At 71.7% G+C, this 21,404-nt stretch carries 19 protein-coding genes and 1 pseudogene; 11 read left to right on the top strand and 9 right to left on the bottom strand.

Annotated features, from left to right (window positions below):
• The first annotated feature begins 5 nt into the window (after window positions 1-5).
• Entirely contained in the window at window positions 6-848 is an 843-nt protein-coding gene (locus AB0C75_RS33745) for a DUF1206 domain-containing protein (protein WP_362895990.1), read from the top strand.
• Window positions 849-876: 28 nt separating this feature from the next.
• Here AB0C75_RS33745 and AB0C75_RS33740 read toward each other — a convergent pair whose 3' ends face one another.
• The 3 genes from AB0C75_RS33740 to AB0C75_RS33730 all read right to left on the bottom strand — a co-directional run bounded on the left by AB0C75_RS33740 (window position 877) and on the right by AB0C75_RS33730 (window position 4,122).
• Window positions 877-2,256: a deoxyribodipyrimidine photo-lyase gene (locus AB0C75_RS33740; RefSeq protein WP_362895988.1), complete on the bottom strand. Its 1,380-nt coding sequence runs from the start codon at window positions 2,254-2,256 to the stop codon at window positions 877-879.
• Window positions 2,253-3,764: an SDR family oxidoreductase gene (locus AB0C75_RS33735; protein WP_362895986.1), complete on the bottom strand. Its 1,512-nt coding sequence runs from the start codon at window positions 3,762-3,764 to the stop codon at window positions 2,253-2,255. Before AB0C75_RS33735 ends, AB0C75_RS33740 begins: the two co-directional genes overlap by 4 nt.
• Window positions 3,765-3,882: 118 nt before the next feature.
• Window positions 3,883-4,122, bottom strand: coding sequence for a twin-arginine translocase TatA/TatE family subunit (locus AB0C75_RS33730; protein WP_362895985.1), 240 nt, complete (start codon window positions 4,120-4,122; stop codon window positions 3,883-3,885).
• 128 nt (window positions 4,123-4,250) lie between these two features.
• On the opposite strand from AB0C75_RS33730, the gene AB0C75_RS33725 reads away from it, so the two are divergent.
• From AB0C75_RS33725 to AB0C75_RS33705, 5 genes are all read left to right on the top strand, one after another.
• The gene (locus tag AB0C75_RS33725; RefSeq protein ID WP_362895983.1) at window positions 4,251-4,745 is read left to right on the top strand and encodes a helix-turn-helix domain-containing protein; all 495 of its coding nucleotides are present in this window, start codon (window positions 4,251-4,253) and stop codon (window positions 4,743-4,745) included.
• A gap of 118 nt (window positions 4,746-4,863) precedes the next feature.
• Entirely contained in the window at window positions 4,864-7,017 is a 2,154-nt protein-coding gene (locus AB0C75_RS33720; protein ID WP_362895981.1) for an MMPL family transporter, read from the top strand.
• A 17-nt stretch (window positions 7,018-7,034) separates the two neighbouring features.
• Window positions 7,035-7,703, top strand: coding sequence for a TetR family transcriptional regulator (locus AB0C75_RS33715; RefSeq protein ID WP_362895980.1), 669 nt, complete (start codon window positions 7,035-7,037; stop codon window positions 7,701-7,703).
• Complete coding sequence (locus tag AB0C75_RS33710) at window positions 7,700-8,476, top strand: SDR family NAD(P)-dependent oxidoreductase (RefSeq protein WP_362895979.1); 777 nt, start codon at window positions 7,700-7,702, stop codon at window positions 8,474-8,476. The genes AB0C75_RS33715 and AB0C75_RS33710 overlap by 4 nt, the downstream gene beginning before the upstream one ends.
• Window positions 8,477-8,540: 64 nt before the next feature.
• On the top strand, window positions 8,541-9,581 hold the full coding sequence (locus AB0C75_RS33705; RefSeq protein WP_362895978.1) for an NAD(P)-dependent alcohol dehydrogenase: 1,041 nt from the start codon (window positions 8,541-8,543) through the stop codon (window positions 9,579-9,581).
• 33 nt (window positions 9,582-9,614) lie between these two features.
• Here the strand turns inward: AB0C75_RS33705 and AB0C75_RS33700 are convergent, their stop codons facing one another.
• A complete protein-coding gene (locus tag AB0C75_RS33700; protein WP_362895976.1) occupies window positions 9,615-11,102 on the bottom strand; it encodes a SulP family inorganic anion transporter in 1,488 nt (495 codons plus the stop codon).
• Window positions 11,103-11,249: 147 nt separating this feature from the next.
• A complete protein-coding gene (locus AB0C75_RS33695) occupies window positions 11,250-11,627 on the bottom strand; it encodes a hypothetical protein (protein WP_362895975.1) in 378 nt (125 codons plus the stop codon).
• A 240-nt stretch (window positions 11,628-11,867) separates the two neighbouring features.
• Between AB0C75_RS33695 and AB0C75_RS33690 the strand changes: the two genes are divergently transcribed.
• The 3 genes and pseudogenes from AB0C75_RS33690 to AB0C75_RS33680 all read left to right on the top strand — a co-directional run.
• A complete protein-coding gene (locus AB0C75_RS33690; RefSeq protein WP_362895973.1) occupies window positions 11,868-13,058 on the top strand; it encodes an AAA family ATPase in 1,191 nt (396 codons plus the stop codon).
• A gap of 18 nt (window positions 13,059-13,076) precedes the next feature.
• Window positions 13,077-14,699, top strand: a complete 1,623-nt coding sequence (locus AB0C75_RS33685; RefSeq protein WP_362895971.1) for a VWA domain-containing protein — start codon at window positions 13,077-13,079, stop codon at window positions 14,697-14,699.
• A pseudogene (locus AB0C75_RS33680) lies at window positions 14,627-14,866 on the top strand (IclR family transcriptional regulator C-terminal domain-containing protein); the annotation flags it as partial. The gene AB0C75_RS33685 and the pseudogene AB0C75_RS33680, both read left to right, overlap by 73 nt.
• Window positions 14,867-15,094: 228 nt before the next feature.
• Here AB0C75_RS33680 and AB0C75_RS33675 read toward each other — a convergent pair.
• Together AB0C75_RS33675 and AB0C75_RS33670 are read right to left on the bottom strand one after the other, a co-directional pair.
• Window positions 15,095-16,117: an ABC transporter permease subunit gene (locus AB0C75_RS33675; protein ID WP_362895969.1), complete on the bottom strand. Its 1,023-nt coding sequence runs from the start codon at window positions 16,115-16,117 to the stop codon at window positions 15,095-15,097.
• Complete coding sequence (locus tag AB0C75_RS33670; RefSeq protein WP_362895968.1) at window positions 16,114-17,100, bottom strand: ABC transporter ATP-binding protein; 987 nt, start codon at window positions 17,098-17,100, stop codon at window positions 16,114-16,116. The genes AB0C75_RS33675 and AB0C75_RS33670 overlap by 4 nt, the downstream gene beginning before the upstream one ends.
• A 195-nt stretch (window positions 17,101-17,295) precedes the next feature.
• On the opposite strand from AB0C75_RS33670, the gene AB0C75_RS33665 reads away from it, so the two are divergent.
• Together AB0C75_RS33665 and AB0C75_RS33660 are read left to right on the top strand one after the other, a co-directional pair.
• Complete coding sequence (locus AB0C75_RS33665) at window positions 17,296-18,519, top strand: histidine kinase (RefSeq protein WP_362895966.1); 1,224 nt, start codon at window positions 17,296-17,298, stop codon at window positions 18,517-18,519.
• Window positions 18,516-19,172 carry a response regulator transcription factor gene (locus tag AB0C75_RS33660; protein ID WP_362895964.1) on the top strand — a complete coding sequence of 219 codons (657 nt, stop codon included), beginning with the start codon at window positions 18,516-18,518 and terminating at the stop codon, window positions 19,170-19,172. Before AB0C75_RS33665 ends, AB0C75_RS33660 begins: the two co-directional genes overlap by 4 nt.
• Here the strand turns inward: AB0C75_RS33660 and AB0C75_RS33655 are convergent.
• Window positions 19,146-19,790, bottom strand: coding sequence for a TetR family transcriptional regulator (locus AB0C75_RS33655; RefSeq protein WP_362895962.1), 645 nt, complete (start codon window positions 19,788-19,790; stop codon window positions 19,146-19,148). The two genes, AB0C75_RS33660 and AB0C75_RS33655, sit on opposite strands and share 27 nt — an antisense overlap.
• Before the next feature lie 31 nt (window positions 19,791-19,821).
• On the bottom strand, window positions 19,822-21,333 hold the full coding sequence (locus AB0C75_RS33650; RefSeq protein ID WP_362895961.1) for an MFS transporter: 1,512 nt from the start codon (window positions 21,331-21,333) through the stop codon (window positions 19,822-19,824).
• Window positions 21,334-21,404: the final 71 nt, after the last annotated feature.

The following is a 21,404-nucleotide window of genomic DNA, read 5'->3' as shown; positions in this document are numbered from 1 at the left end:
AGTGCATGAATGCGAACACACTGTCGATGAATGCGCGCGGCGGGGCGAGACGAGCCTCCCGCAGCCGAGCCGTGGACGTGGGCGCCCGCGCGGGCTTCGTGGCGCGCGGGGTGATCTACCTCCTGGTGGGGACCCTGGCCCTGCGCATCGCCTTCTCCGGCGGGGGCGGACAGCAGGCCGACCGGGGCGGTGCCATCGCCGAGATTGCGGAGAAGCCCTTCGGGAGCGTCCTGCTGTGGGTGCTCGGGGTGGCCCTGGCGGGGATGGCGCTGTGGCGGCTGTCCGAGGCGTTCTTCGGCCAGGCCGGCCCCGACGGCGACAAGGCGGGCAAGCGCGCCGTGGCCGCGGCGCGCTTCGTCTTCTACGCCTTCGTGTCGTACTCGGTGCTCGCCTACGCGGCAGGCGACAAGGGCAGCGGCAGCGGATCGAGCGACCGCCGGACCGACGACGTCACGGCGCGGGCCCTCGAATGGACCGGCGGCCAGTGGATCGTGGGGCTCGCGGGCGTCGGCGTGATCGCCGCGGGCCTCTGGATGGCCTACCGCGCCCTCACCCGCAAGTACCACAAGCACCTGAAGACAGGGGAGATGACACGGAGGAGCCGTCAGGCCGTCGATGTCGTCGGCGTCTTCGGCGGTACCGTCCGGGGCGCGGTCTTCGCGACGGCGGGCGGGTTCGCCGTGGCGGCCGCTGTCCGGCACGAACCGGGCCGCGCCAAGGGCATGGACGACACCCTGCGCTCCTTCACCGAGACCCCCGCCGGGCCCTTGCTCCTGGTCCTCATCGCCATCGGCCTGGCCGCCTTCGGCCTCTTCTCCTGGGCCAACGCCCGCTGGCGCAAGATCTGACCCCGGGCGCGCCCCGGCCCGTCCGGGGTCAGTCCAGCCCTCGCGCCTCCCTGAATCTGGCCAGCCCTTCCGCCAGCGCGACGACCGGGTCCGGGTAGGCGTAGCGGGCGCGCTCCCGCTCCGGCAGCTTCCACGGTTCGTGCACGGCCGGCCCCGGGATCCCGGCGAGTTCGGGTACCCAGCGGCGCACATAGGCGCCGTCCGGGTCGTAGCGCTTGGCCTGCGTCACCGGATTCAGCACCCGGTTCGGCCGGCTGTCCGTGCCGGTCCCGGCCACCCACTGCCAGTTGAGCTGGTTGTTCGCGATGTCGCCGTCGACGAGCAGCTCCACGAAGTGGCGCGCCCCGGTACGCCAGTCCACGTACAGCGTCTTGGTGAGGAAACTCGCCGTCAGCAGCCGCCCCCGGTTGTGCATCCAGCCCTCGTGGAGCAGCTGGCGCATGGCGGCGTCGACCACCGGAAAGCCCGTACGGCCCTCCTTCCAGGCGGCCGTCTCGTCCGCCGCCGCCCGCCCGGTCCGCCAACGGTCCCGGCGCGTGCGGTAGTCGGAGCCGGCCGCGGCCGGACGGGCGGCCAGCACCTGGTGGTGGAAGTCCCGCCAGCACACCTGCCGCACGAAGGCGTCCGCGCCCGGCCCGCCCGCCGCGCGGGCGCGGTGCACCAGCTCGGTGGGGGACAGCGTGCCGAAGTGCAGGTGCGGCGAGAGCCGTGAGGTGGCGTCGCCCGCGAGGTCGTCGTGACGCTCCTCGTACGACGCGAGCCCGTTCCGACGCCAGGCCGCGAACAGCCTGCGCCCTTCGGCCTCGCCGCCCTCGGGCAGCCCCGGGGACAGCCCGCGCACCGCGGCCCGCGACGGCGGCGCCGCGGAGTCGACCCCCCGCGGTACGCGCACGGTGCGCGGCGCCCGGAACGGAGAGCGGAGCCCTTCCCCCGACCAGCGGCGGAAGTACGGGGTGAAGACGGCGAAGTGGTCCCTGCCCGCTCCGGCGGGAACCACCGCGCCCGGTGCGACCGCTGTGATCACGGCGTCATGCACGCTCAGCCGGCAGCCCACGGACGTGAGGACCTCGCGCAGCCGTTCCTCGCGGCGCTGCGCGTACGCACTGACACCCGCCGCCACATGGACCGTGCCCGCCCCCGTCGCGGCCACCACTCCGGCGACCTCGTCGGCCACATCGCCCTCACGGACGATCAGCCGCCCGCCGCGCTCCCGGAGGGCGGAGTCCAGGTCACGGAGGCAGTCCGCCAGGAACGCGCGCCGGTTCGGAGCGTCGAACCCGGCGTCCCGTACGCCGTCGTCGAGCACGAAGAGGGGGACCACCTCGTCGGCCGAGGCGAGCGCCGAGTGCAGCGGCGGATGGTCGTGCAGCCGTAGGTCCGAGGTGAACAGGACGATCGCCACGGTCATCCCCGGTCACCCGGCGTCTCCCGGCCCGCCGCCAGCGCGATGTTGCGCGCCATCCCACCGAAGACCACCGCGTGGAAGGGCGACACGCTCCACCAGTACGCGTGGCCGAGCAGACCGGCCGGATGGAAGAGGGCCCGCTGCCGATAGTGCGACCGGCCGTCCTCGCGCTCCTCCACGTACATCTCCAGCCACGCCAGGCCGGGGAGTCGCATCTCCGCGCGCAGGCGCAGCAGCCGTCCGCGCTCGATCTCCTCCACCCGCCAGAAGTCCAGCGAGTCCCCGACCCGCAGGCGTTGGGCGTCCCGTCTGCCCCGGCGCAGGCCCACGCCGCCCACCAGCCGGTCCAGCCAGCCCCTGACCGCCCAGGCCGGCGGCAACGAGTACCAGCCGTTCTCACCGCCGATGCCCTCGACCACCCGCCACAGGGCGTCGGGCGAGGCGTCCACGTCGCGTTCGCGTACATCGGTGTAGAGGCTCCCACCCGCCCAGTCCGGGTCGGTGGGAAGCGGATCGCTGGGAATGCCCGGGGTGGACGCGGAGGACCACCGTGTCGTCACCCTCGCCTCCCGCACCCGCTGCAACGCGAGCGAGAGCGCCGTGGCGAACGGGAAGGGCCGGCCCGGACCGTCGGGGACATGCTCCGTGATGTCGTGTTCGTGGCACACGACCTCATGGCGCAGGGACTCGGCGAGCGGGCGGGCGATCGACGCGGGCACGGGCGTGACCAGTCCGATCCAGTGGCTCGAAAGGCCCGGCGACAGCATCGGTACCGGCAGGAGGAGCCTTCGGGGGAGCCCGGCGACACGCGCGTACTCCTGCATCATGTCGCGGTAGGTCATGACGTCGGGTCCGCCGATGTCGAAGGCGCGGTTCACATCGGCGGGCATGCGCGCACTGCCCACGAGGTAGCGCAGGGCGTCCCGTACGGCGATCGGCTGGACCCGCGTCGACACCCAGCTGGGGGTGACCATGACCGGCAGCCGCTCGGTGAGATACCGCAGCATCTCGAAGGACGCCGAGCCCGAACCGATGATGACCGCGGCGCGGAGCACGGTCGCCGGCACGCCCGAGTCGAGCAGGATCCGTCCGACCTCGGCGCGCGAGCGCAGATGAGGGGAGAGCTCCCGCTCGGGGACGTCGGCGGGGGTCAGCCCGCCCAGATAGACGATGCGCCGGACACCGGCCGCTTCCGCCTGCTCGCCGAAGATCCGGGCCGCGTCGCGGTCGGTCCTCTCGAAACCGGGCCCTGAGCCCAGTGCGTGGACCAGGTAGTAGGCGATGTCCACGCCGCGCATCGCCGCTGCCACGGACTCCGCGTCGGTCACATCGCCCTGGACCACCTCGGTCTCGTCCGCCCACGGGTGGTCCCGTAGTTTCTCCGGGGTCCGCGCCAGGCAGCGCACCCGGTGACCGGCCGCCAGGAGTTCGGGGACCAGGCGGCCCCCGATGTATCCCGTCGCGCCCGTCACCAGGCACCGCGGCCCGCCGCTGTCGTCCTTGCTCTCCATCAACCCTCGCTCCGGCTCGTTCCCTGGGGCCACGGTGTACCGGGGCGGGGGATCCGGCCCGTTGGCGGGGTCCGGACACGCCGAAGCCCACCCCACCGAGTGGTGGAGCGGGCAGGATTCAGCGAGCCTCGGGCTTCTCGGTGGCGGTGCCCCTGATGACGCGGGGGTCGTGCGCTCCGTCGGCCGGCGGAACGGTCGGGACCGTGGGGGAGATGCCGTCGGACTTCAGGGCGCGCGCCTCGCTCTTCAGGATCCGGGCCGACTTGCCCAGGGAGCGGGCGAGCTCGGGGAGCTTCCTGGCGCCGAAGATCAGGACGACGATGAGGAGGAAGATCGCGATCTCGCTGATTCCGAACATGACGGCTGTCTTCTCCCTGAGGGGTCTGAGGCGCTCCCACTGCGGCCCGGGTGCCGGGCTCGCGGTGGCGCCAAATCTACAGCACTGTAGAAGGCTGGGGGAGGCCGCCGCCCGCCTAGTATGGGGCGGTGGACAGTGCAGACGACCCTCGCGGCGGATCGGGCGCGGATGTGGCCGGGGTGTCGGAGCTCACGGCTCTCGCCGTGGAGCTGCGCCGGATGAACAGCGAGGTCAACCGGCTGGTCCATGCCTTCGCACATGCGCAGGGCCTGCACGCGACGGATGTACAGGCGCTGGGCGCGATCCTCGACGCGGAGGCGCCGCTGACCCCGGGGCGGCTGCGCGAACACCTCGGCCTGACGTCCGGCGCGGTGACCGCTTGCCTGGACCGGCTGGAGCGCGCGGGTCACATCAGGCGCGCGCGGGAGAGTGCCGACCGCCGAGTCGTGCATCTGTACTACGAGCCCGGGGCCAAGGCCGCGGCGCGCTCGTTCTTCATGCCTCTCGCGGAGGCGGCGGCCGGTGCGCGGGCCGCGGCCGCGCCGCAGGAGCTGGAGGCCGCACGCCGTTTCATCGCCCGGATGAACGGTGAACTCGCCCGTATGCAGGCTCCTCGGCGCTGAACCGCCGAACCGCCGAACCGCCGAACCGCGATGCCTGCGGAAGGGGTGACCGGGCGACATGTAATCTCAATCGTTGAGATACATCATGATTGAGAGATCGCGCGTTTCCGGGAGTGCCATGTCCACCGCATCGAGGCCGGTCCGCCGGTTGGTCCTTGTCCCCCTGTTCCTCCTCCTCGCCTGGCTCGTCGTCGGCGGTTCCTTCGGCTCGTACGCCGGCAAGCTCGGGGAGGTCTCCACCAACGACCAGGCCTCGTTCCTGCCGCAGAGCGCCGAGTCCACCAAGGTCATCGACGCCCAGAAGGCGTTCAGCGGCAAGGAGACCGTGCCCGCCGTCGTGGTCTGGACATCGGCCGAGGACGGGGGAGAACTCGGCGCCGAGCAGCAGAAGGCGGCGACCGAGGCCCTCGCCGCGGCCGGGGACGGGCCGGGAGCCACCGGCGGGGTGAGCCCCGCGGTGTTGTCCGAGGACCGCGAAGCGCTCGAAGGCGTCGTCCAGTTGAGGCCGGACCTGGGGGACGAACTCCCCGACGCCCTCGCACACATCAGGAGTGCGGCGGAGGACGTACCGGGAACGGTCGTCGGGGTCGCGGGCCCCGCCGCCTCCCAGGCCGATCTGTCCGACGCCTTCTCCGGCATCGACGGACTGCTGCTGGGTGTCGCCCTGGTGGCCGTGCTCGTCATCCTTCTGCTGGTCTACCGGAGCGTCCTGCTCCCCCTGATCATCATCATCGGCGCGGTCTTCGCCCTCGGTGTGGCCTGCGCCATCGTCTACGTACTCGCGGACCACGACATCGTCCGGGTCGACGGGCAGGTCCAGGGCATCCTGTCGATCCTGGTCATCGGAGCCGCCACCGACTACGCGCTGCTGCTCACCGCGCGGTTCCGCGAGGAGCTCGGGCGGCGACCCGACCGGTGGACCGCCATGCGCGCCGCACTGCGTCAGTCCGTGGGGCCCATCACGGCCAGCGCCGCCACCGTGGCCCTGGGGCTGCTCGCCCTCCTGCTCAGCGACCTGACCAACAACCGCGCGCTCGGACCCGTGGGCGCCATCGGCATCGTCTGCTCCGTCCTGAGCGCGCTCACCTTCCTGCCTGCCGTACTGGTCCTGCTCGGCAGGGCCGCGTACTGGCCATCGGGACCCAGGAAGGGTGGCGCCGAGCCCGATTCGGGCTCGACGGGAATCTGGTCCAGGATCGCGGGCCTCGTCGACCGCGCCCCGCGCAAGGTGTGGGCCGTCACGCTGGTCGGCCTCCTCGCCTGCGCGGCCTTCATGCCCACGCTGAACTCCAGGGGAGTGCCCCTGGAGGAGATCTTCGTCAACGACACCCCGTCCGTCGCCGCGCAGCAGACCCTGGGCCGGCACTTCCCCGGCGGCTCGGGCAACCCCGCCGTCGTCATCGCCGACGCGGACCGCTCGAAGCAGGTGGCCGCCGCTGCCCGGAAGGTCCCGGGGGTCGCGAGCGTCCTCGCGGTGACGGCATCGGGACGCCCGGGCGGCGGTGAACCGCTCGTCGTGGACGGCCGCGTCCGTATCGACGCCACCCTGACGGACGGGGCGGACAGCGACGCCGCCAAGGAGGCGGTCGCACGGCTGCGTGACGCGGTCCACGCGGTGCCCGGCGCGCACGCGCTCGTCGGCGGCTACACCGCGCAGCAGTACGACACCCAGAAGACCGCCGAACACGACCGCAACATCATCGTGCCGGTGGTGCTGGTCATCATCCTGGTCATCCTGATCGGCCTGCTGCGCTCGCTGCTGATGCCGCTGCTCCTGGTGGCCACGGTGGCGCTCAACTTCCTCGCCACGCTCGGCATCTCGTCGCTGGTCTTCCAGCACGTCTTCGGCTTCAGCGGTACGGACTCCTCCGTGCCGTTGTACGGATTCGTCTTCCTGGTCGCCCTCGGCGTGGACTACAACATCTTCCTGATGTCCCGGGTCCGCGAGGAGTCCCTGGCCCACGGCACCCGGCAGGGCGTCCTGCGCGGACTGACCACCACGGGCGGGGTCATCACCTCGGCGGGTGTCGTCCTGGCCGCCACCTTCGCGGCCCTCGGGGTCATCCCCCTGGCCTTCCTGGTCCAGATCGCGTTCATCGTCGCGTTCGGCGTCCTGCTGGACACCCTCGTCGTGCGCTCGCTCCTGGTGCCCGCTCTGGTCAGGGACATCGGGCCCACCGCCTGGTGGCCCGGCGTGCTCAGCCGGGGCGGCCGGGGTGTGTCCGAGGCCTCCGATGTCCCGGAGGGACAGGTGTCCCACCGGGACATTTAAAGGTGTACGGTGCAACTATGAACGGGACAGGAAAGGCCCCGGAGAGGCGCGGCCGCAAGGCCCGCAGGACCCGGGACACGCTGGCGCGGAGCGCGTTCGACCTGGTGGTCGAGCGCGGTCTGCGGAGCGTGACGGTCGAGGAGATCGCGCAGGCGGCCGACGTCGACCGGCGCACGTTCAGCCGGTACTTCCCGAACAAGGAGGCCGCCGTCCTCGACGCAGTGCGGGGCGACGGCGAAAGGATCAACCGAGCGCTCCGCGAGCGCCCCCTGGCCGAGCCACCGCTCACCGCCTACCGCCGGGCCGTCATCGACTGGCTCGACGATCCGGAGGCCGAGCCCTGGCACAAGCGGCCACGCGTCTTCGACCTGCTGGTCATGGCCGAGGACGAACCGACCCTGTACGCGGCGTTCCACCACATCCGGGTGGACGCCCAGGAGGAGTCGGTGGCGATTCTCGCGGAACGGCTCGGTGTCGACCCACGAGGGGACCTCCGTCCCGCCGTGGCCGTCGCCGCGGGAGCCGGAGCGCTCCTGGCGGCCCAGACGGCGTGGGTACGGGGCGGCCGGCCGGCCGCCCTTCCCGAGCTCGTCGCACACGCCTTCGACGCCCTCTCCGTGCACCTGCTGGATTCCCCGCAGGACGGGCCGGCGCCCCACAGCACCACGCAAGGAAGCACACCATGAGCACCAACCTCCCCACCGCCCCCGAGGCGGAGTTCGCCGGCAAGGTCGCCCTCGTCACCGGCGGAGCGTCCGGCATAGGCCTCGCCGTCTCCCGTCGGCTCGCCGCGAGCGGCGCGGCCGTCGTCGTCGCCGATTACGACGAGGAGAGCGCCCGCAAGGCCGCCGACGAACTGGAGGCCACCGGCGCCCGAGCCGCCGCGGTCGCCCTCGACGTCACCGACCCCGCCTCCGTCGAGGCCGGCGTGCGGTTCGCCGTCGACACCTTCGGCGCCCTGCACCTCGCCGTGAACAACGCGGGCATCGGCGGCCCCGCGCGGCCCACCGGGGAGTACGGGATCGACGACTGGAACAGGGTCGTCGCCACCAACCTCAGCGGAGTCTTCCACTCCCTGCGCTACGAGATCCCGGCCCTCCTGGCCGCGGGCGGCGGCGCCGTCGTCAACGTCTCGTCGATCCTCGGCACCAACGGCTTCGCGAACTCTCCGGCGTACGTCGCCGCCAAGCACGGCGTCGTCGGTCTCACCAAGACCGCCGCACTCGAATACGCGGCACAGAACATCCGTGTCAACGCGGTCGGCCCCGGCTTCATCGACACCCCGCTGCTCCGCGACACCGACGGTCCCGCCCGCGACCACCTGATCTCCCTGCACCCGGCGGGCCGGCTCGGCACCTCCCAGGAGGTCGCCGAACTCGTCGCCTTCCTGCTCACCGACCGCGCCTCCTTCATCCACGGCAGCTACCACCTGGTGGACGGCGGCTACTCCGCCTCCTGATCCCCCGAGTGGCGCACCGCCACCACGGGGGTCACAAAGGAAGTACGGAGAACGAAGGAGAGCCATGAAAGCCGTCCAGTACCGCACCGTCGGCGCCGCTCCCGAGGTCGTCGAGATACCCGAGCCCGTGGCGGGGCCCGGCCAGATCCTCCTGAAGGTGAGCGCCGCGGGTGTCTGCCACTCGGACATCGCCGTGATGAGCTGGCCCGCCGAGGGATTCCCCTACGAGCTGCCGCTCACCCTCGGTCACGAGGGCGTCGGTACGGTCGCCGCGCTCGGTGACGGCGCCGAGGGCGTCTCGGTGGGGGACGCGGTCGCCGTCTACGGGCCGTGGGGCTGCGGCACCTGCGTCAACTGCGCGGAGGGCAGGGAGAACTACTGCCTGCGCGCGGCCGACCTCGGTATCCACCCGCCCGGTCTCGGCAACCCGGGCGCCATGGCCGAGTACATGATCGTCGACGACGCCCGCCATCTGACGCCCATCGGCGACCTGGACCCGGTCAGGACGGTCTCGCTGACCGACGCGGGCCTCACCCCCTACCACGCGATCAAGCGCTCGCTGCCGAAGCTGACGCCCGGGGCCACCGCCGTGGTCATCGGCACCGGCGGACTCGGCCACGTCGCCATCCAGCTCCTGCGCGCCATGACCGCCGTACGGGTCATCGCGCTGGACGTCACGGAGGAGAAGCTGGCACTCGCCCGGACCGTGGGCGCCCACGAGACCGTGCTCTCCGACGAGAAGGCCGCCGCCAAGGTCCGGGAACTCACCGGAGGCACCGGTGCGGAGGTCGTCCTCGACTTCGTCGGCGCCGAGCCGACCGTGAAGACGGCCGGCGCGGTCGCCTCCATCGACAGCGACGTCACCATCGTCGGGATCGGCGGCGGCCTCCTGCCCGTCGGATTCGGTGTCCTGCCGTTCGCCACCTCGGTCTCCGCGCCGTACTGGGGATCGCGCAGGGAGCTCGCGGAAGTCATCGAACTCGCCCACGCGGGGGCCGTGGACGTCCATGTGGAGACGTACTCCATCGACGAGGCCCCGCTCGCCTACGAGCGGCTGCACGCGGGGAAGATCAACGGCCGCGCCGTCATCCTGCCCAACGGCTGACCGCCGGGACGGTGCTGAGGGGCCGCCTTCGCCTCAGGGGGCGGCCTTCGCCACGTCCGTCCGGGTCAGCCGTACCGGCTCGGTCCCCGAGGAGCTGTGCCTCTCCGCCCAGTTCTCCAGAGCAGTGCGGCAGGCGTGGTCGAGGTGGTGCAGCCCGGAGAGATCCAGGGCGACGGGCCGGTCCTTGGGCAGGGCCTCCAGGCTGTCGAGTATCTTCGGCAGCCGCAGGAAGGTCGCGTTGCCCGACAGCCGGGCCCGCACCAGGCCGGGACTGCTGTCGAGCACCTCCAGCCTGACGTGGGAGGCGTCCCACGCGGCCTTGGCCACCGACAGCGCCAGACCGGTCAGGACGCCCTCGAACATGTTCACCGTGACGATCGCCACGGCCGTGACGACGAGGATCAGCGCCTCGCCCCGGTGCTCGCGCCACAGCACCACCAGCGCGCGCAGCGGGATCAGCCTCCATCCGGCGTGGATGAGGATGCCGGCGAGGGCGGGCAGCGGGATGAGCCCCAGCGTGGACGGAAGGAGTGCCGCGAACAGCAGCAGCCACACACCGTGCAGCACCCGCGCGGCCCGGGTCCGCGCGCCCGCGCGCACATTGGCCGCGCTGCGCACGATGACCGCCGTCATCGGCAGCGCACCCAGCAGACCGCACACGGTGTTGCCCACGCCCTGGGCCATCAGCTCCTTGTCGTACGAGGTGCGAGGACCGTCGTGCAGCCGGTCCACCGCGGCCGCGCTGAAGAGACTCTCGGCGGAGGCGATCAGGGTGAAGGCCGCGACCGTTCCCAGCAGGCCCGGGCTCGCGAGCCCGCCGAAGTCGGAGAGCCCGGGTACCCGCACGGCGTCCAGCAGCCCCTGGACCTGAACCGTACTGACCGGCAGGGCGAACACCGAGGTGACGAGGGTGGCCAGGACGACCGCGGCGAGTGCGCCGGGAACGGCACGGACCCGCTTCGGCATCCTGTTCCATCCCACCACCAGGGCGACGGTCGAGGCGCCGACCGCGATCGAGGCGAGAGCCGTGGGACTGGACACGCTGTCGGCGACCAGCCCCGGTACGCCGGCCAGCTTGCCCGTGCCGGAGAGCGGCGCCTCGGCGCCGGCGGCCGCGTAGAGCTGACCCGCGATGAGGACGAGGCCGATGCCGGCGAGCATGCCCTCGACGACCGAGATCGAGATGGCCCGGAACCAGCGGCCCAGCCGCAGCGCGCCCATGGCCAGCTGGAGCACCCCCGCCGCCAGCACGATCACCCCGAGCGCGGGCAGTCCGAAGGACCGCACCGCTTCGAGGACGAGCACGGTGAGACCGGCGGCCGGCCCCGACACCTGGAGACTGCTGCCGCGCATGAAACCGGTGACGAGACCGCCCACGATGCCGGTGATCAGGCCGAGTTCAGCCGGAACCCCCGACGCGACGGCCACGCCCACGCACAGCGGCAGAGCGACAAGGAAGACAACGAGTGATGCGGCGAAATCCTGCCGCAGACGGGGAAACGAGGCGACGATGTTCGGCATTCCGGTGATTCCTCCTGGCGCGCCGAAAAGCGGCGCGTCGGCATACGTACGAACTGGTCCCGGAAGGCGGAGCGACACATGGGAAGCCGTGCCGACGGTCCCGCGGGACCGGGGCAGAGGGTGGATCGCCGAGCGCCTCGGGTCAGCTCAGCAGCGGAACACCTGGAGGGAGGAGGAATGCGCAGCCGAGGACCTGGGGGTGCGACGCGCGTTGTCCGGCGCGGCTGCGGCCGCCGGTGCGCACATGCCGCAGAGGGCCGCCGCCACAGCGGAACGCGACGGCGCGTCCGGGGCGGTGGCGGCGCGATGCCGGTGGCGGGGAAGGCCGTTGGCCTCGCCCCCGCGATCGGGCGTTCCACATGTGCCGTACTCCCCGTGGGCCTCACCCACGGTCGCGTTCGGGAGGGTGACCGCACGCATCGCGGGGGCGGAGGTCCGGGCATCGGCCGATGCCGTGCCGGAGTGGGGTGCCAGGAGAAGGCCCATCAGGATCGCGAGCACGAACCGGACAGCCGCTGCTCGCACCCCGCACCTCCTCCTGCTGGACTTCACCCGTCCCTTCGGGACGCTAACAGGCCGGGGCGCTCATGGAGTCAGCCCTTTGTGGAGAGTCCGAAATTCGCTGCCTGAATGCCCGTCGAGCGCTTTTATCCGTCAGTAATTACGTGTGAAAACCACACTCATCGAGTCGGCATAATGAGGGCGCGGGCCGGCCGGCCCCGTAACCCTCCATCCCGAGCAGGGTTGTCGAGCAGGGAGATGGCGATGGGCGCGACGGACACGGCGCAGCGACTGCGGGCGATCACCGGTGAACTGTCAGGTCTGTTCTACGAGCGGGACGACGTCATACGTACGCTGACGGTGGCGATGCTCGCCGGTCAGCACGCGCTTCTGCTCGGTCCGCCCGGAACCGCCAAGTCGGAGCTGGCGCGAGAGCTGACGGGCCGCGTCGAGCAGGCGAACTACTGGGAGATCCTGCTCAGCAAGTTCACCGCGCCGACCCGGATGTTCGGGCCGATCGACGTGGGCGCGCTGAGCCGGGGCGAGTACCGGCAGATCTTCGACGGCCGTGCGACGACCGCGCACATCGCGTTCATCGACGAGATCTTCAAGTGCTCCACGGCCGCCCTGAACGAGACCCTCGGGTTGCTCAACGAGCGCATCTACCACCCGGAGAACGGCGGCGAGCCGATCCACTGCCCCTTGATCAGTGCGATCACCGCGTCCAACGAACTGCCCTCCGGGGAGGACAGCGCCGCGATCTACGACCGGTTGCTGGTGCGGATCGAGGTGGGTTATCTCGCCGACCCCTCCAACTTCGCGGGACTGGTGCGCTCCGCCGTCGCCGCGCCGGCCGTCGCCGCCCGGACGACGGTGCGGCTGGGGGAGTTGCAGCAGGCCGTGAACGAGGCGGTACCGGCCGTGGGCGTCCCGGACACGATCGTGGACGCCGTGTGCACGCTGCGGGCCGCTCTGCGCCGTAAGGAGCTGATCGCCTCCGACCGCCGCTGGCGGCAGTCCGTCCGGCTGCTCCAGGCCAGCGCCTTCCTGGACGGCCGCGACACGGTGGAACGCAACGACCTGTCGGTGCTCACCCATGTGCTGTGGGACTCGCCGGCCGAACGTCCGACCGTCGAGCGTGAGGTCCTGCACCTGGTCAACCCCGACGCCAGGGAGGCGCTCGACCTCGCCGACGCCATCGAGGAGCTGGAGGCCGAACTCGACGCGAAGGCCGGTCAGTCCCGCGAGGCGCTGGGTGACTGGGCGATCAGGGAGGCGATCACCAAGCTCAACATGGCCGCCAAGAAGCTGGAGAAGCTGCGCAGGGAGGCCGGCACCGACGGACGGTCCACATCCACCGTCGAGCGTGTGATCATCCTCCGGCGCGCCGTCCACGCCCGCGTCCTGACCGAAGCGCTCGGTGTGGACGCGAGCATCGTGCAGGCCCAGCTCTGAGCGGCGGGGGACACGATCATGGACAAGGCCCTGACGGCACTCGCGGAACTGACCGGCCGCGCCGGGAAGTGGCTCGGTCCTTCCGCCGGCCCCGAGCAGCCGAAGGCGACCGCGGTGGTGGTCGCCGACAGGTTCGACACGATGGCCTGGCGCGACACCTACGCCCAGGCCGCCGGGCTGCGCCGGCTCGCCCATGACCTGAACGAGCGCCATGACCACACCGATGACCTGCTCGCGGATGTGTTCCTGGCCGCCTACAAGGTGAGCCCCCGGATGCGGGAGCACGCCGACATGGACACATCGCGGCTGGTCAACCACGAGGTCGTCACCGCGATGACGGGCAGCCCGGAGTTCGCCGAGCTGCGTCGCGAGACGTCCGGTGACCCCTACGCCGCGGCGATGAGTGTGCTCGCGGGGGCCGACGCCCTGCGCGCGATGCTGGAGCAGGCCGGCCGAGCGGCGGAGCGGACCCGCCGGGCGAAGGAGGCCAGGCAGGACGCCGGGCGGGCGGCGGGTGACGTCGCCGGGGCGCTCCAGCAGGCTGCCGCGGAGGCGGAAGAGGACGGCTCGGTGCCCGAGGACGCGGCCGAGGCCCTGGTACGGGCGATCGAGGCGGCCGAGGCCGCTGACGCCGCCGCTCGGCAGGCCGACGAGGAAGCGCGGCAGGCACTCGCCGCAGCGGCCCCCGGGATCCGTGCGGCCGCACGGAGCGCCACGGCCGGGGCCGTCGAGCAGTCCCGGGAGGAGCGCGAGTTGATGCGCGCGTGGGGCCTGGGCCCGGGCGAGCTGGAGCGGATGCCGTTCGGCCGACGGGCCGAGCTCGCCGAGCGGCTGCGCTCGGGCCGGCTGGGGCGGTTCGCCGACCTCATCGGCAGGTTCCGGCAGATGGCCGCCGGGGAACGCGCCCGCAAGGTCGAGCACGCCAGGGGCGAGCTCGTCGGCATCACCCTGGGCGACGACCTCTCCCGGGTCATCCCCTCCGAGCTGGCCAATCTCGGAGTACCTGCCATGAGGAGCGTGTTCGCCGCGAGGTACGCCGAGTCGAGGCTGATGCTGTACGACAGCCGAGGGGAGGAGACCACAGGGAAGGGCGCCGTCATCGCGTGCGTCGACTGCTCGAACTCCATGAGCCGGCCAGGACCCGGCGGGATCACCGGAGAGGCGTGGTCGAAGGCGTGCGCTCTCGCGCTGCTGGACCAGGCTCGCCGGGCGAAGCGCGATTTCGTCGGCATCCTGTTCTCCTCGGCCGAGTCCGTGAAGGTGTGCCGCTTCCCGGCCTCCGGGCCCGTCGGCATCGCGGACGTCATCGACTTCGCCGAGCACTTCTACGGGGGCGGCACCAACTACCGGGCGCCGCTCTCGGCGGCCGTCGGCCTGCTGGAGGAGGAGTTCAACACCGACGGACGCCGGCGCGGGGACATCGTGATGATCACGGACGGGGAGTGCGACGTCACCGAAGGGTGGATGCGGGGCTGGAACGACGCCAGGCGCGCACTCGGCTTCCGCTGCTTCGGCGTGGCCGTCGGCGCCCCGGGAGCCGCCCGGCCCGGCACGGTCCTGGACGCCCTGTGCGACAACCTCCGCGGCATCGAGGACCTGACCGACGTCCACGCGGCGGGCGATCTCTTCCGGGTCATCTGACCGGAGCCTCGGCCCTCGCGCTGCTCGCGTGGCTGCCCGATGCGCGGTGCCGCGAACTCCTGGCGACCCAGCGGCTGCAGCGGTTCACCGCGCGCACGATCACGGATGTCGACGTCCTCATGGAGCGGCTCACGGAGATCCGGCGCGACGGATACACGATCAGCCGGGGCGAACTCGACACGGACATCCTCGGCATCGCCGCCCCGGTCCGCGGATCCTCGGGGGAGTGTGGTGGCCGCGCTGGAGCACCGGGTCTCCGACCGCCGGCTGGGGGAGGTGGTGGCGGCCGTCAGCCGCGCCGCCGGGACCATCAGCGAGCGCCTGGCCGTCGTGGGGGACTGACGAAACGCCGCAAGGGCCCCCGGTACATCACCGGAGGGCCCCTCGGACGTGGGTCACAGGAGCCGCTTGCGGCCCCAGAGGACGATGAAGGCGACGATGCCGGCGGTGACGGCGAGCATGGCACCGGCTCCGAGCCACTGCATCGTGTGCATCTGGGAGACGGGGAGGTAGTCGACGGACCAGCCGACGACGTGCTCGGACTTCAGGCAGGCGGTGTGCGCCCGGGTGTTGTCCATCTGATCGAGGCACGTGGTCCAGTCCAGGCGGTCTCCGGAGCTGGTGAGGAAGTAGGTGCCCTCTCCCTGCTGCTCCGCCTGGGCGGGCAGCTCCGGCTGCACGGCATCGGGTCCGACGCCCTTGTCGGTGCTGACCGACATGATGTGCCCCAGACTCCGCCAGGTCTCGTCCCAGACGAATCCGATCGCCACCACGATGCCGAGCGTGACCACCATCGACACCAGCGTCCGGCGCAGGAGCAGGCCGGCCGCCACACCCACGGCGAACGTGAGCAGGGCGTAGGCCACCGGCACAACGCCGGTGACGCTGAAGAACGAGGTCCAGATGAGGCCTTCGGAAAGCCCCTTGGCCGGGCTCCACCACCAGGTCAGGGCGGCGGTGAGGGCGGTGGTGGACAGGGTGAGCATCACGGCGGGAACGGCGAGCTTCACAGTGAGCCACCGCAGCCGGCTGACGGACTGCGACGTCACCAGCTTCGCCGTCCCGGACTCCAGGTCGCCCGCGATGAGCGGGGCACCGAGGAACACACCGGCCAGGACAGGGATGTAGCCGAGGTAACTCCCGACGCGGAAGAGCCGGTTGGCGTTCGTCTCGAACTCGGGTGGCAGGCTGCCGGACTTCCGGGAGGTCGCGTCCTGGGCGGCCAGGATGTCCATCATCTGGCCGCGCAGGAAGGCGATGACGAGCACGCCGATGAGGGTGACGGCGATGAGCGTCCAGAACGCGGCGCGGTGCTGGCGCCAGACGAGCCAGAGCGGACCGCCGAGCCGGGGTCCCCGGCCGCTTCGTGCGGGTCCGGCGGGCGCCGTACGGGCCGGGTCATGGGTGAGCGTGGTCATGCGGTCACAGCCTTCGTACCGTCGTGGACGATGATGTCGTGGATGTCGCCGACCCGGGCGCTGGGAGCGATGAGCCCGGGTGCGTCCGGTGAGCGCAGATAGGCGAGCAGCAGCTCCTCCAGGGTGGGAGGCTCGGCCGGTCCGCCGTACGCGATCGGTTCGTCGAGACGCACCAGCGCTCCCGGCCGGCCCTCGTGTCCACGTGGCTCGATGACCCTGTGCGGTGTGCCTGCGAGAGACGAGCCGTCGCCCGCGAGGTCCAGCACGGCGTGTGCGGCGCGGAGTTCGTCCACCTCACCCGCGAGACGCAGACCGCCGTTCGCGATGACCAGGAGGTAGTCGCAGATGTACTCGAGCTCGGCGAGCATGTGTGAGGACACCAGCACCGTCGTGCCGTGTTCGGCGGCCTCCGTCTTGAGAGTGGTCATGAGCTCACGGCGGACCAGGGGGTCGAGGTCGGCCATCGGCTCATCGAGGATGAGCAGATCCGGTCGCTTTCCGAAAGCCAGGGCGAAGGCGACGCGGGTGCGCTGTCCGCCGGAGAGCGTTCCGACCTTCGCCTCCAGCGGCACCCGGCCCGCGTGGACGATGCCTTCGGCCACCTCCTGGTCCCAGCGGGGATTGAACTCGTGGCCGAGCCGCAGGGTCTCGGCCACGGTGAACCGCCGGAACAGGGGCTTCTCCTGGGTCAGGAACGCGGTCCGCAGCACCGCTTCCGTCGACCCCGGTGCCGCGCCGAACACCCGCAGCGCGCCGGTCGTGGGCCGGATCATGTGCGTGGCCAGACCCATCAACGTGCTCTTGCCCGCACCGTTGGGGCCGACGAGGCCGCACACCCGCCCGGTCGGGAGCCGGAAGGAGACATCCTGCAGCGCCCAGCCGCGACGGTACTTCTTGCCGAGCCCCTGGGCCTCGATCGCCGAGCCGCCGACGGGTCGTGCGGACCCCGCTCCGCTGCCGTGGTGCGTCTCCGGGTGCTTCATCTGTGTGACTCCTGTCCCCGGCCCGAGGGCGAGGGTTCGGCGGTGATCATGACATGCTCATCGGGTGACGAAAGGCGAACGCCGCCCGGTGGACACCACTCTTCTCCGCCGCGCCCCGCGGCGGATCGGGCGAAAGACAGATCATGCGCGGCCGACTCCGACTTTCGGCCGGTCGGCGGAAGGACAGTGAGAGAGATGCTCGAGACGGTGACCGCCGTGGCGACTCCATCCGCAGCCGTGCGACAGGCGCGGCGTGCGCGAGTGCTGTCCGGCGCGTCGAGGTTGCTGCTGGTCGGGTCCCTGCTCGCCCTCCTGGTGCTGGACCGGATCGGCGGTTCCTACCAGATCCTGGACTCCGCCCCCTGTGTACTGGGCCCGGCCAAGATGGTGGGCGCGCTGCTGTGCGTAGCTCTCGTCGTCGCTTCGCCCCGGCTGGGCAACCGGGCGCTGCCGGCAGCCGGCAGCGCACTCGCGGTCATGTCACTGTGTCTCTCGGTGGCGCTGCACCTGGGAGCGTCGGTCGGTTCGCTGGCGCTGGGGGCCGCCGAACCGGCGGCCCTGATATGGATCCTGCTGGTCGTCGCCCGACGAGGGAAGCCATCATGGGCGACAGTGGCCGTCCCCGTACTGCTCATGGCGATCGTGCTGCGTCCGGTATCGATCTCCGTGCGGGACACCACCACCATCATGGCGCTGTTCTTCGCGCTGGTGGCCGTCATGGCCCTGGGGACCGGCCTCGGGATGCGTCTGCTCCTGGTGGACCGGAGACGACAGGCGGCGGCTCTCAGGCTCGAACAGCGGACGGAGTTCGCCAGGGACCTGCACGACTTCGTCGCCCACCATGTGACCGGCATCGTCGTACAGGCGCAGGGGGCTCGGGTGATCGCGGGCCGCCGGCCCGAACTGGTGCCGCCCGCGCTCCAGCGGATCGAACAGGCGGGTTCGGAGGCGCTGACATCGATGCGTCACATGGTGGGGATGCTGCGTGACGCCGACGGAGAGGTGGCGCTGACGCCGCTGGCCGGCATCGGTGAGGTGCGTTCGCTCGTCGAGGAGTTCTCGGCCGTCGGCGGCGCACGGGCGCACCTCGATCTGGAGGGGAGCTTCGACGGCCTGCCGGTCGAGGTGACCACCACCGCGCATCGGGTGGTGATGGAGGCGCTCACCAACGTACGCAAACACGCTCATGGATGTACCGAGGTGCGGGTGTGCATGGCGCGCTCGGGAGACCGGGTCACCGTACGGGTCAGCGACGACGGACGGCCGCGTCATGTCTCCCACGGCGGCTTCGGTCTCAAGGGCCTGGCCGAGCGGGTCGGCCTGATCGGCGGGAGCGTGCAGGCCGGCCCGGTGACGGCGGGCGGCTGGGGAGTCGAGGCGTCGCTCCCGGCGTCCGCCGGGGCGGTGACCGTCGCATGACCATCCGGGTACTGATCGCCGACGACCAGGCCATGGTCCGTGCGGGCTTCGCGATGATCCTCGCGGCGGAGGACGACATCGAGGTCGTGGCGGAGGCCACGGACGGGGTGCACGCGGTGGAGCTCTCCGGGCGTCACCGGCCCGACGTGGTGCTGATGGACATCCGTATGCCCCGCATGGACGGTCTTGAGGCGCTGCGCAGGCTGACCCGCCCAGGCACCGTGAATCCGCCGAAGGTCGTCGTGGTCACGACCTTCGACGACGACGAGTACGTCCAGCGCGCCCTGAGCGAAGGCGCCTCCGGTTTCCTGATCAAGGACTCGGGCCCCGCCCTGCTGGTCGAGGCCATCAGAGCGGCCGCCTCCGGCGAGGCGCTGGTGAGCCCGGCCATCACCGTCCGGCTGCTGAAGCAGCTCAACAGCTCGGTGCCCGCCCCCAGGAAGCCGCACACCGCGCTCTCGGCCAGGGAGAACGACCTCGTACGTCTGGTGGCCAGAGGGCTGACCAACGCCGAGATCGCCGCCGAGCTGTCGATCTCGGTGGGCACGGTGAAGACCCACCTCGGCAATGTGCAGACCAAGCTGTCGGCCCGCAACCGTGTGGAGATCGCTGCCTGGGCCTGGGAATCAGGCCTCGTCGACGGGCGGAGCTGAGCCCTGGCGGCACTGCGCGGGACCGGGCGTGGAGCCGCCTTGCGTGTGTGCCTGCACTGCTGCCTCCAGAATGGCGCCTATCGTCTCGGGCGGCATCGCGGACAAGCCGTCGAAGAGGCCGCTCGACCGCATCGCGATGACACCGACGAGACACGAGATGAGGGCCTCGGCACGCCCCTCCGGGTCGTCGGCGCCCTCCGCCGCCAGTCGGCCGGCCAGCGGTGAGATGAGCCGGGTGCGCATCTCGTCCGCCGCCGATGCGCGCACCTCCGGGGCGCTGCTCTGCGACAGCAGGGCCTGCACGAGCGGACCCGGCGCTCCTCTGCGGTCGGCCCGGTGCAGGGCGTACGCGGTGAAGGAGCCGAGGTCCAAGGTCTGTGCCGACGCGCTCACCTCGCGGGTGTCCTCGGCCACCGCCGACCGGTAGACCGCGACCTTGCCGCCGAAGTACCGCGCGATCAGGGAGGCGTCGACCCCGGCGCGTTCGCCGATGTCCCGCAGCGTCACCGCCTCGTACCCATGCCGGCCGAACAGGTCCCGGGCGGCGGCGAGCAGGGCGGCCCTGGTGGCGTCGGAGTCCCGCTTCCTGCCGCGCGGGCGGTCCGTCTCCGAGCCCATCGGTCGTCCTTTCCGTGGGTTCCGTCGCCGGTCAGGAACCACGGCGGACGATACCCGAACCGGTTCCGTCCGACGGCGCACCGATGCCCCCGCCGCTCGCCACCCCCACGGTCTCCCCCGCGGAGCCGTCGGCCGGGCGCGGCGGCATGGCCACGGCGGCGACGACACCGAGGAAGGACGCGGCCGCCGTCGCCAGCAGGGCCGTGGTGTAGGCGTCACCGGTCGGGAAGGCGGCGCCGGCCGGTGTGTGGGCCAGCATGATCGCCGAGATGGCGGCGCTGCCCACCGAACCGCCGACCGTGCGCAGGACCTGGTTGAAGCTCGTCGCGCTCCCGGTCTCGGACGGCGGGACATGACGCACGATGAGCAGGGGCATGACCGCGTACGCCGCCCCCACGCCGTTGCCGAGCAGGAACGTGCCCAGGACGAGGACACTCAGGTGGTCCCGCCAGAGGGCGAGCATGATCAGGTCCACACAGACCAGCAGCGCGCCCAGGGGGAGCACCCGGTAGAGCCCGATCCGCAGCACCAGGGCCGAAGCGAGACGGTTGGCCGTGATGCTGCCCAGGGACAGGGGCATCAGGACGAGACCGGTGGCGGACAGGGACAGGTGGAAGCCGTAGCCGGCCCCGTCGGGTACCTGGGTGAAGAGGTTGACCAGGGACAGCACCCCGTACATGCCGATGCCCATCAGCAAGGCCGTGGTGTTGGCGGCCAGCACGGCGCGGTTGCGGACCAGCCGGATGTCGACCAGCGGGTGCCTGGCGCGCGAAGCCTGCACCATCCACAGGGCGAGCACCAGGACGCCCGCGCCGAGGCATCCGAGGGTGGCGGGCGAGGCCGGGCCCCAGGCCACCCCCTGGCTCAGGGCCAGCAGGAGCAGCGCAAGACCGGAACAGAGCAGCACGGCACCCGTCACGTCGAGGGGACGTCGCGGGACCGCGGAGCCGGCGGGGACGACCAGGGAGACCACCACGAGGGCGACGGCGCTCAGGCACGCGGCGAACCAGAACCCCGCCCGGTAGTCGAGGTGCTGGGCGATGATCCCGGTGACCGGATAGCCGAGGCCGGCTCCCACCGATGTGGTGATGGAGAGCGAGGCGATCCCGGTGCGCATGCGCTGCGCCGGCAGGTGTTCACGGGCGACGGAGATGGCCAGTGGCATCAGGCCCATTCCGAGACCTTGCAGGGCTCGCCCGGCGATGAGCAGACCGAAGAAGGGAGCGGTCGCCGCCAGGACACTGCCCACCAGCACCCCGCCCAGCGCACCCTGGATGGCCCCGCGCCGGCCGGGTCCGTCCCCGAGCCTGCCGAGAACCGGGCCGGACACCGCTCCGGCCAGCAGGGTCACGGTGAGGACCCACTGCGCCGCGCTCAGGCTCACATGCTGTTCGCGCGCGATGGTCGGCACCATCGGGGCCCCCAGCGTGCTGATCACGGACACCGACAGAGCCGTGAACATCAGCGAGGGCAGCAGTATTCGGCTGCGGGCACCGCTCCCCGGGCCCTTACGGGGGCGGAAGCGTACGGGAATTCCGTTCATTCGAGGCTCTCCGGGCGCGGTATGTCATCCACTGATGTCATCAACGGATGACAAACTACAGCCGACGGTTC

The organism is Streptomyces sp. NPDC048565 (genome assembly GCF_040650935.1).
GTDB lineage: Bacteria > Actinomycetota > Actinomycetes > Streptomycetales > Streptomycetaceae > Streptomyces.
Note: the sequence above shows the minus strand (reverse complement) of the source record. Positions and strands in the feature narration are given on the sequence as shown.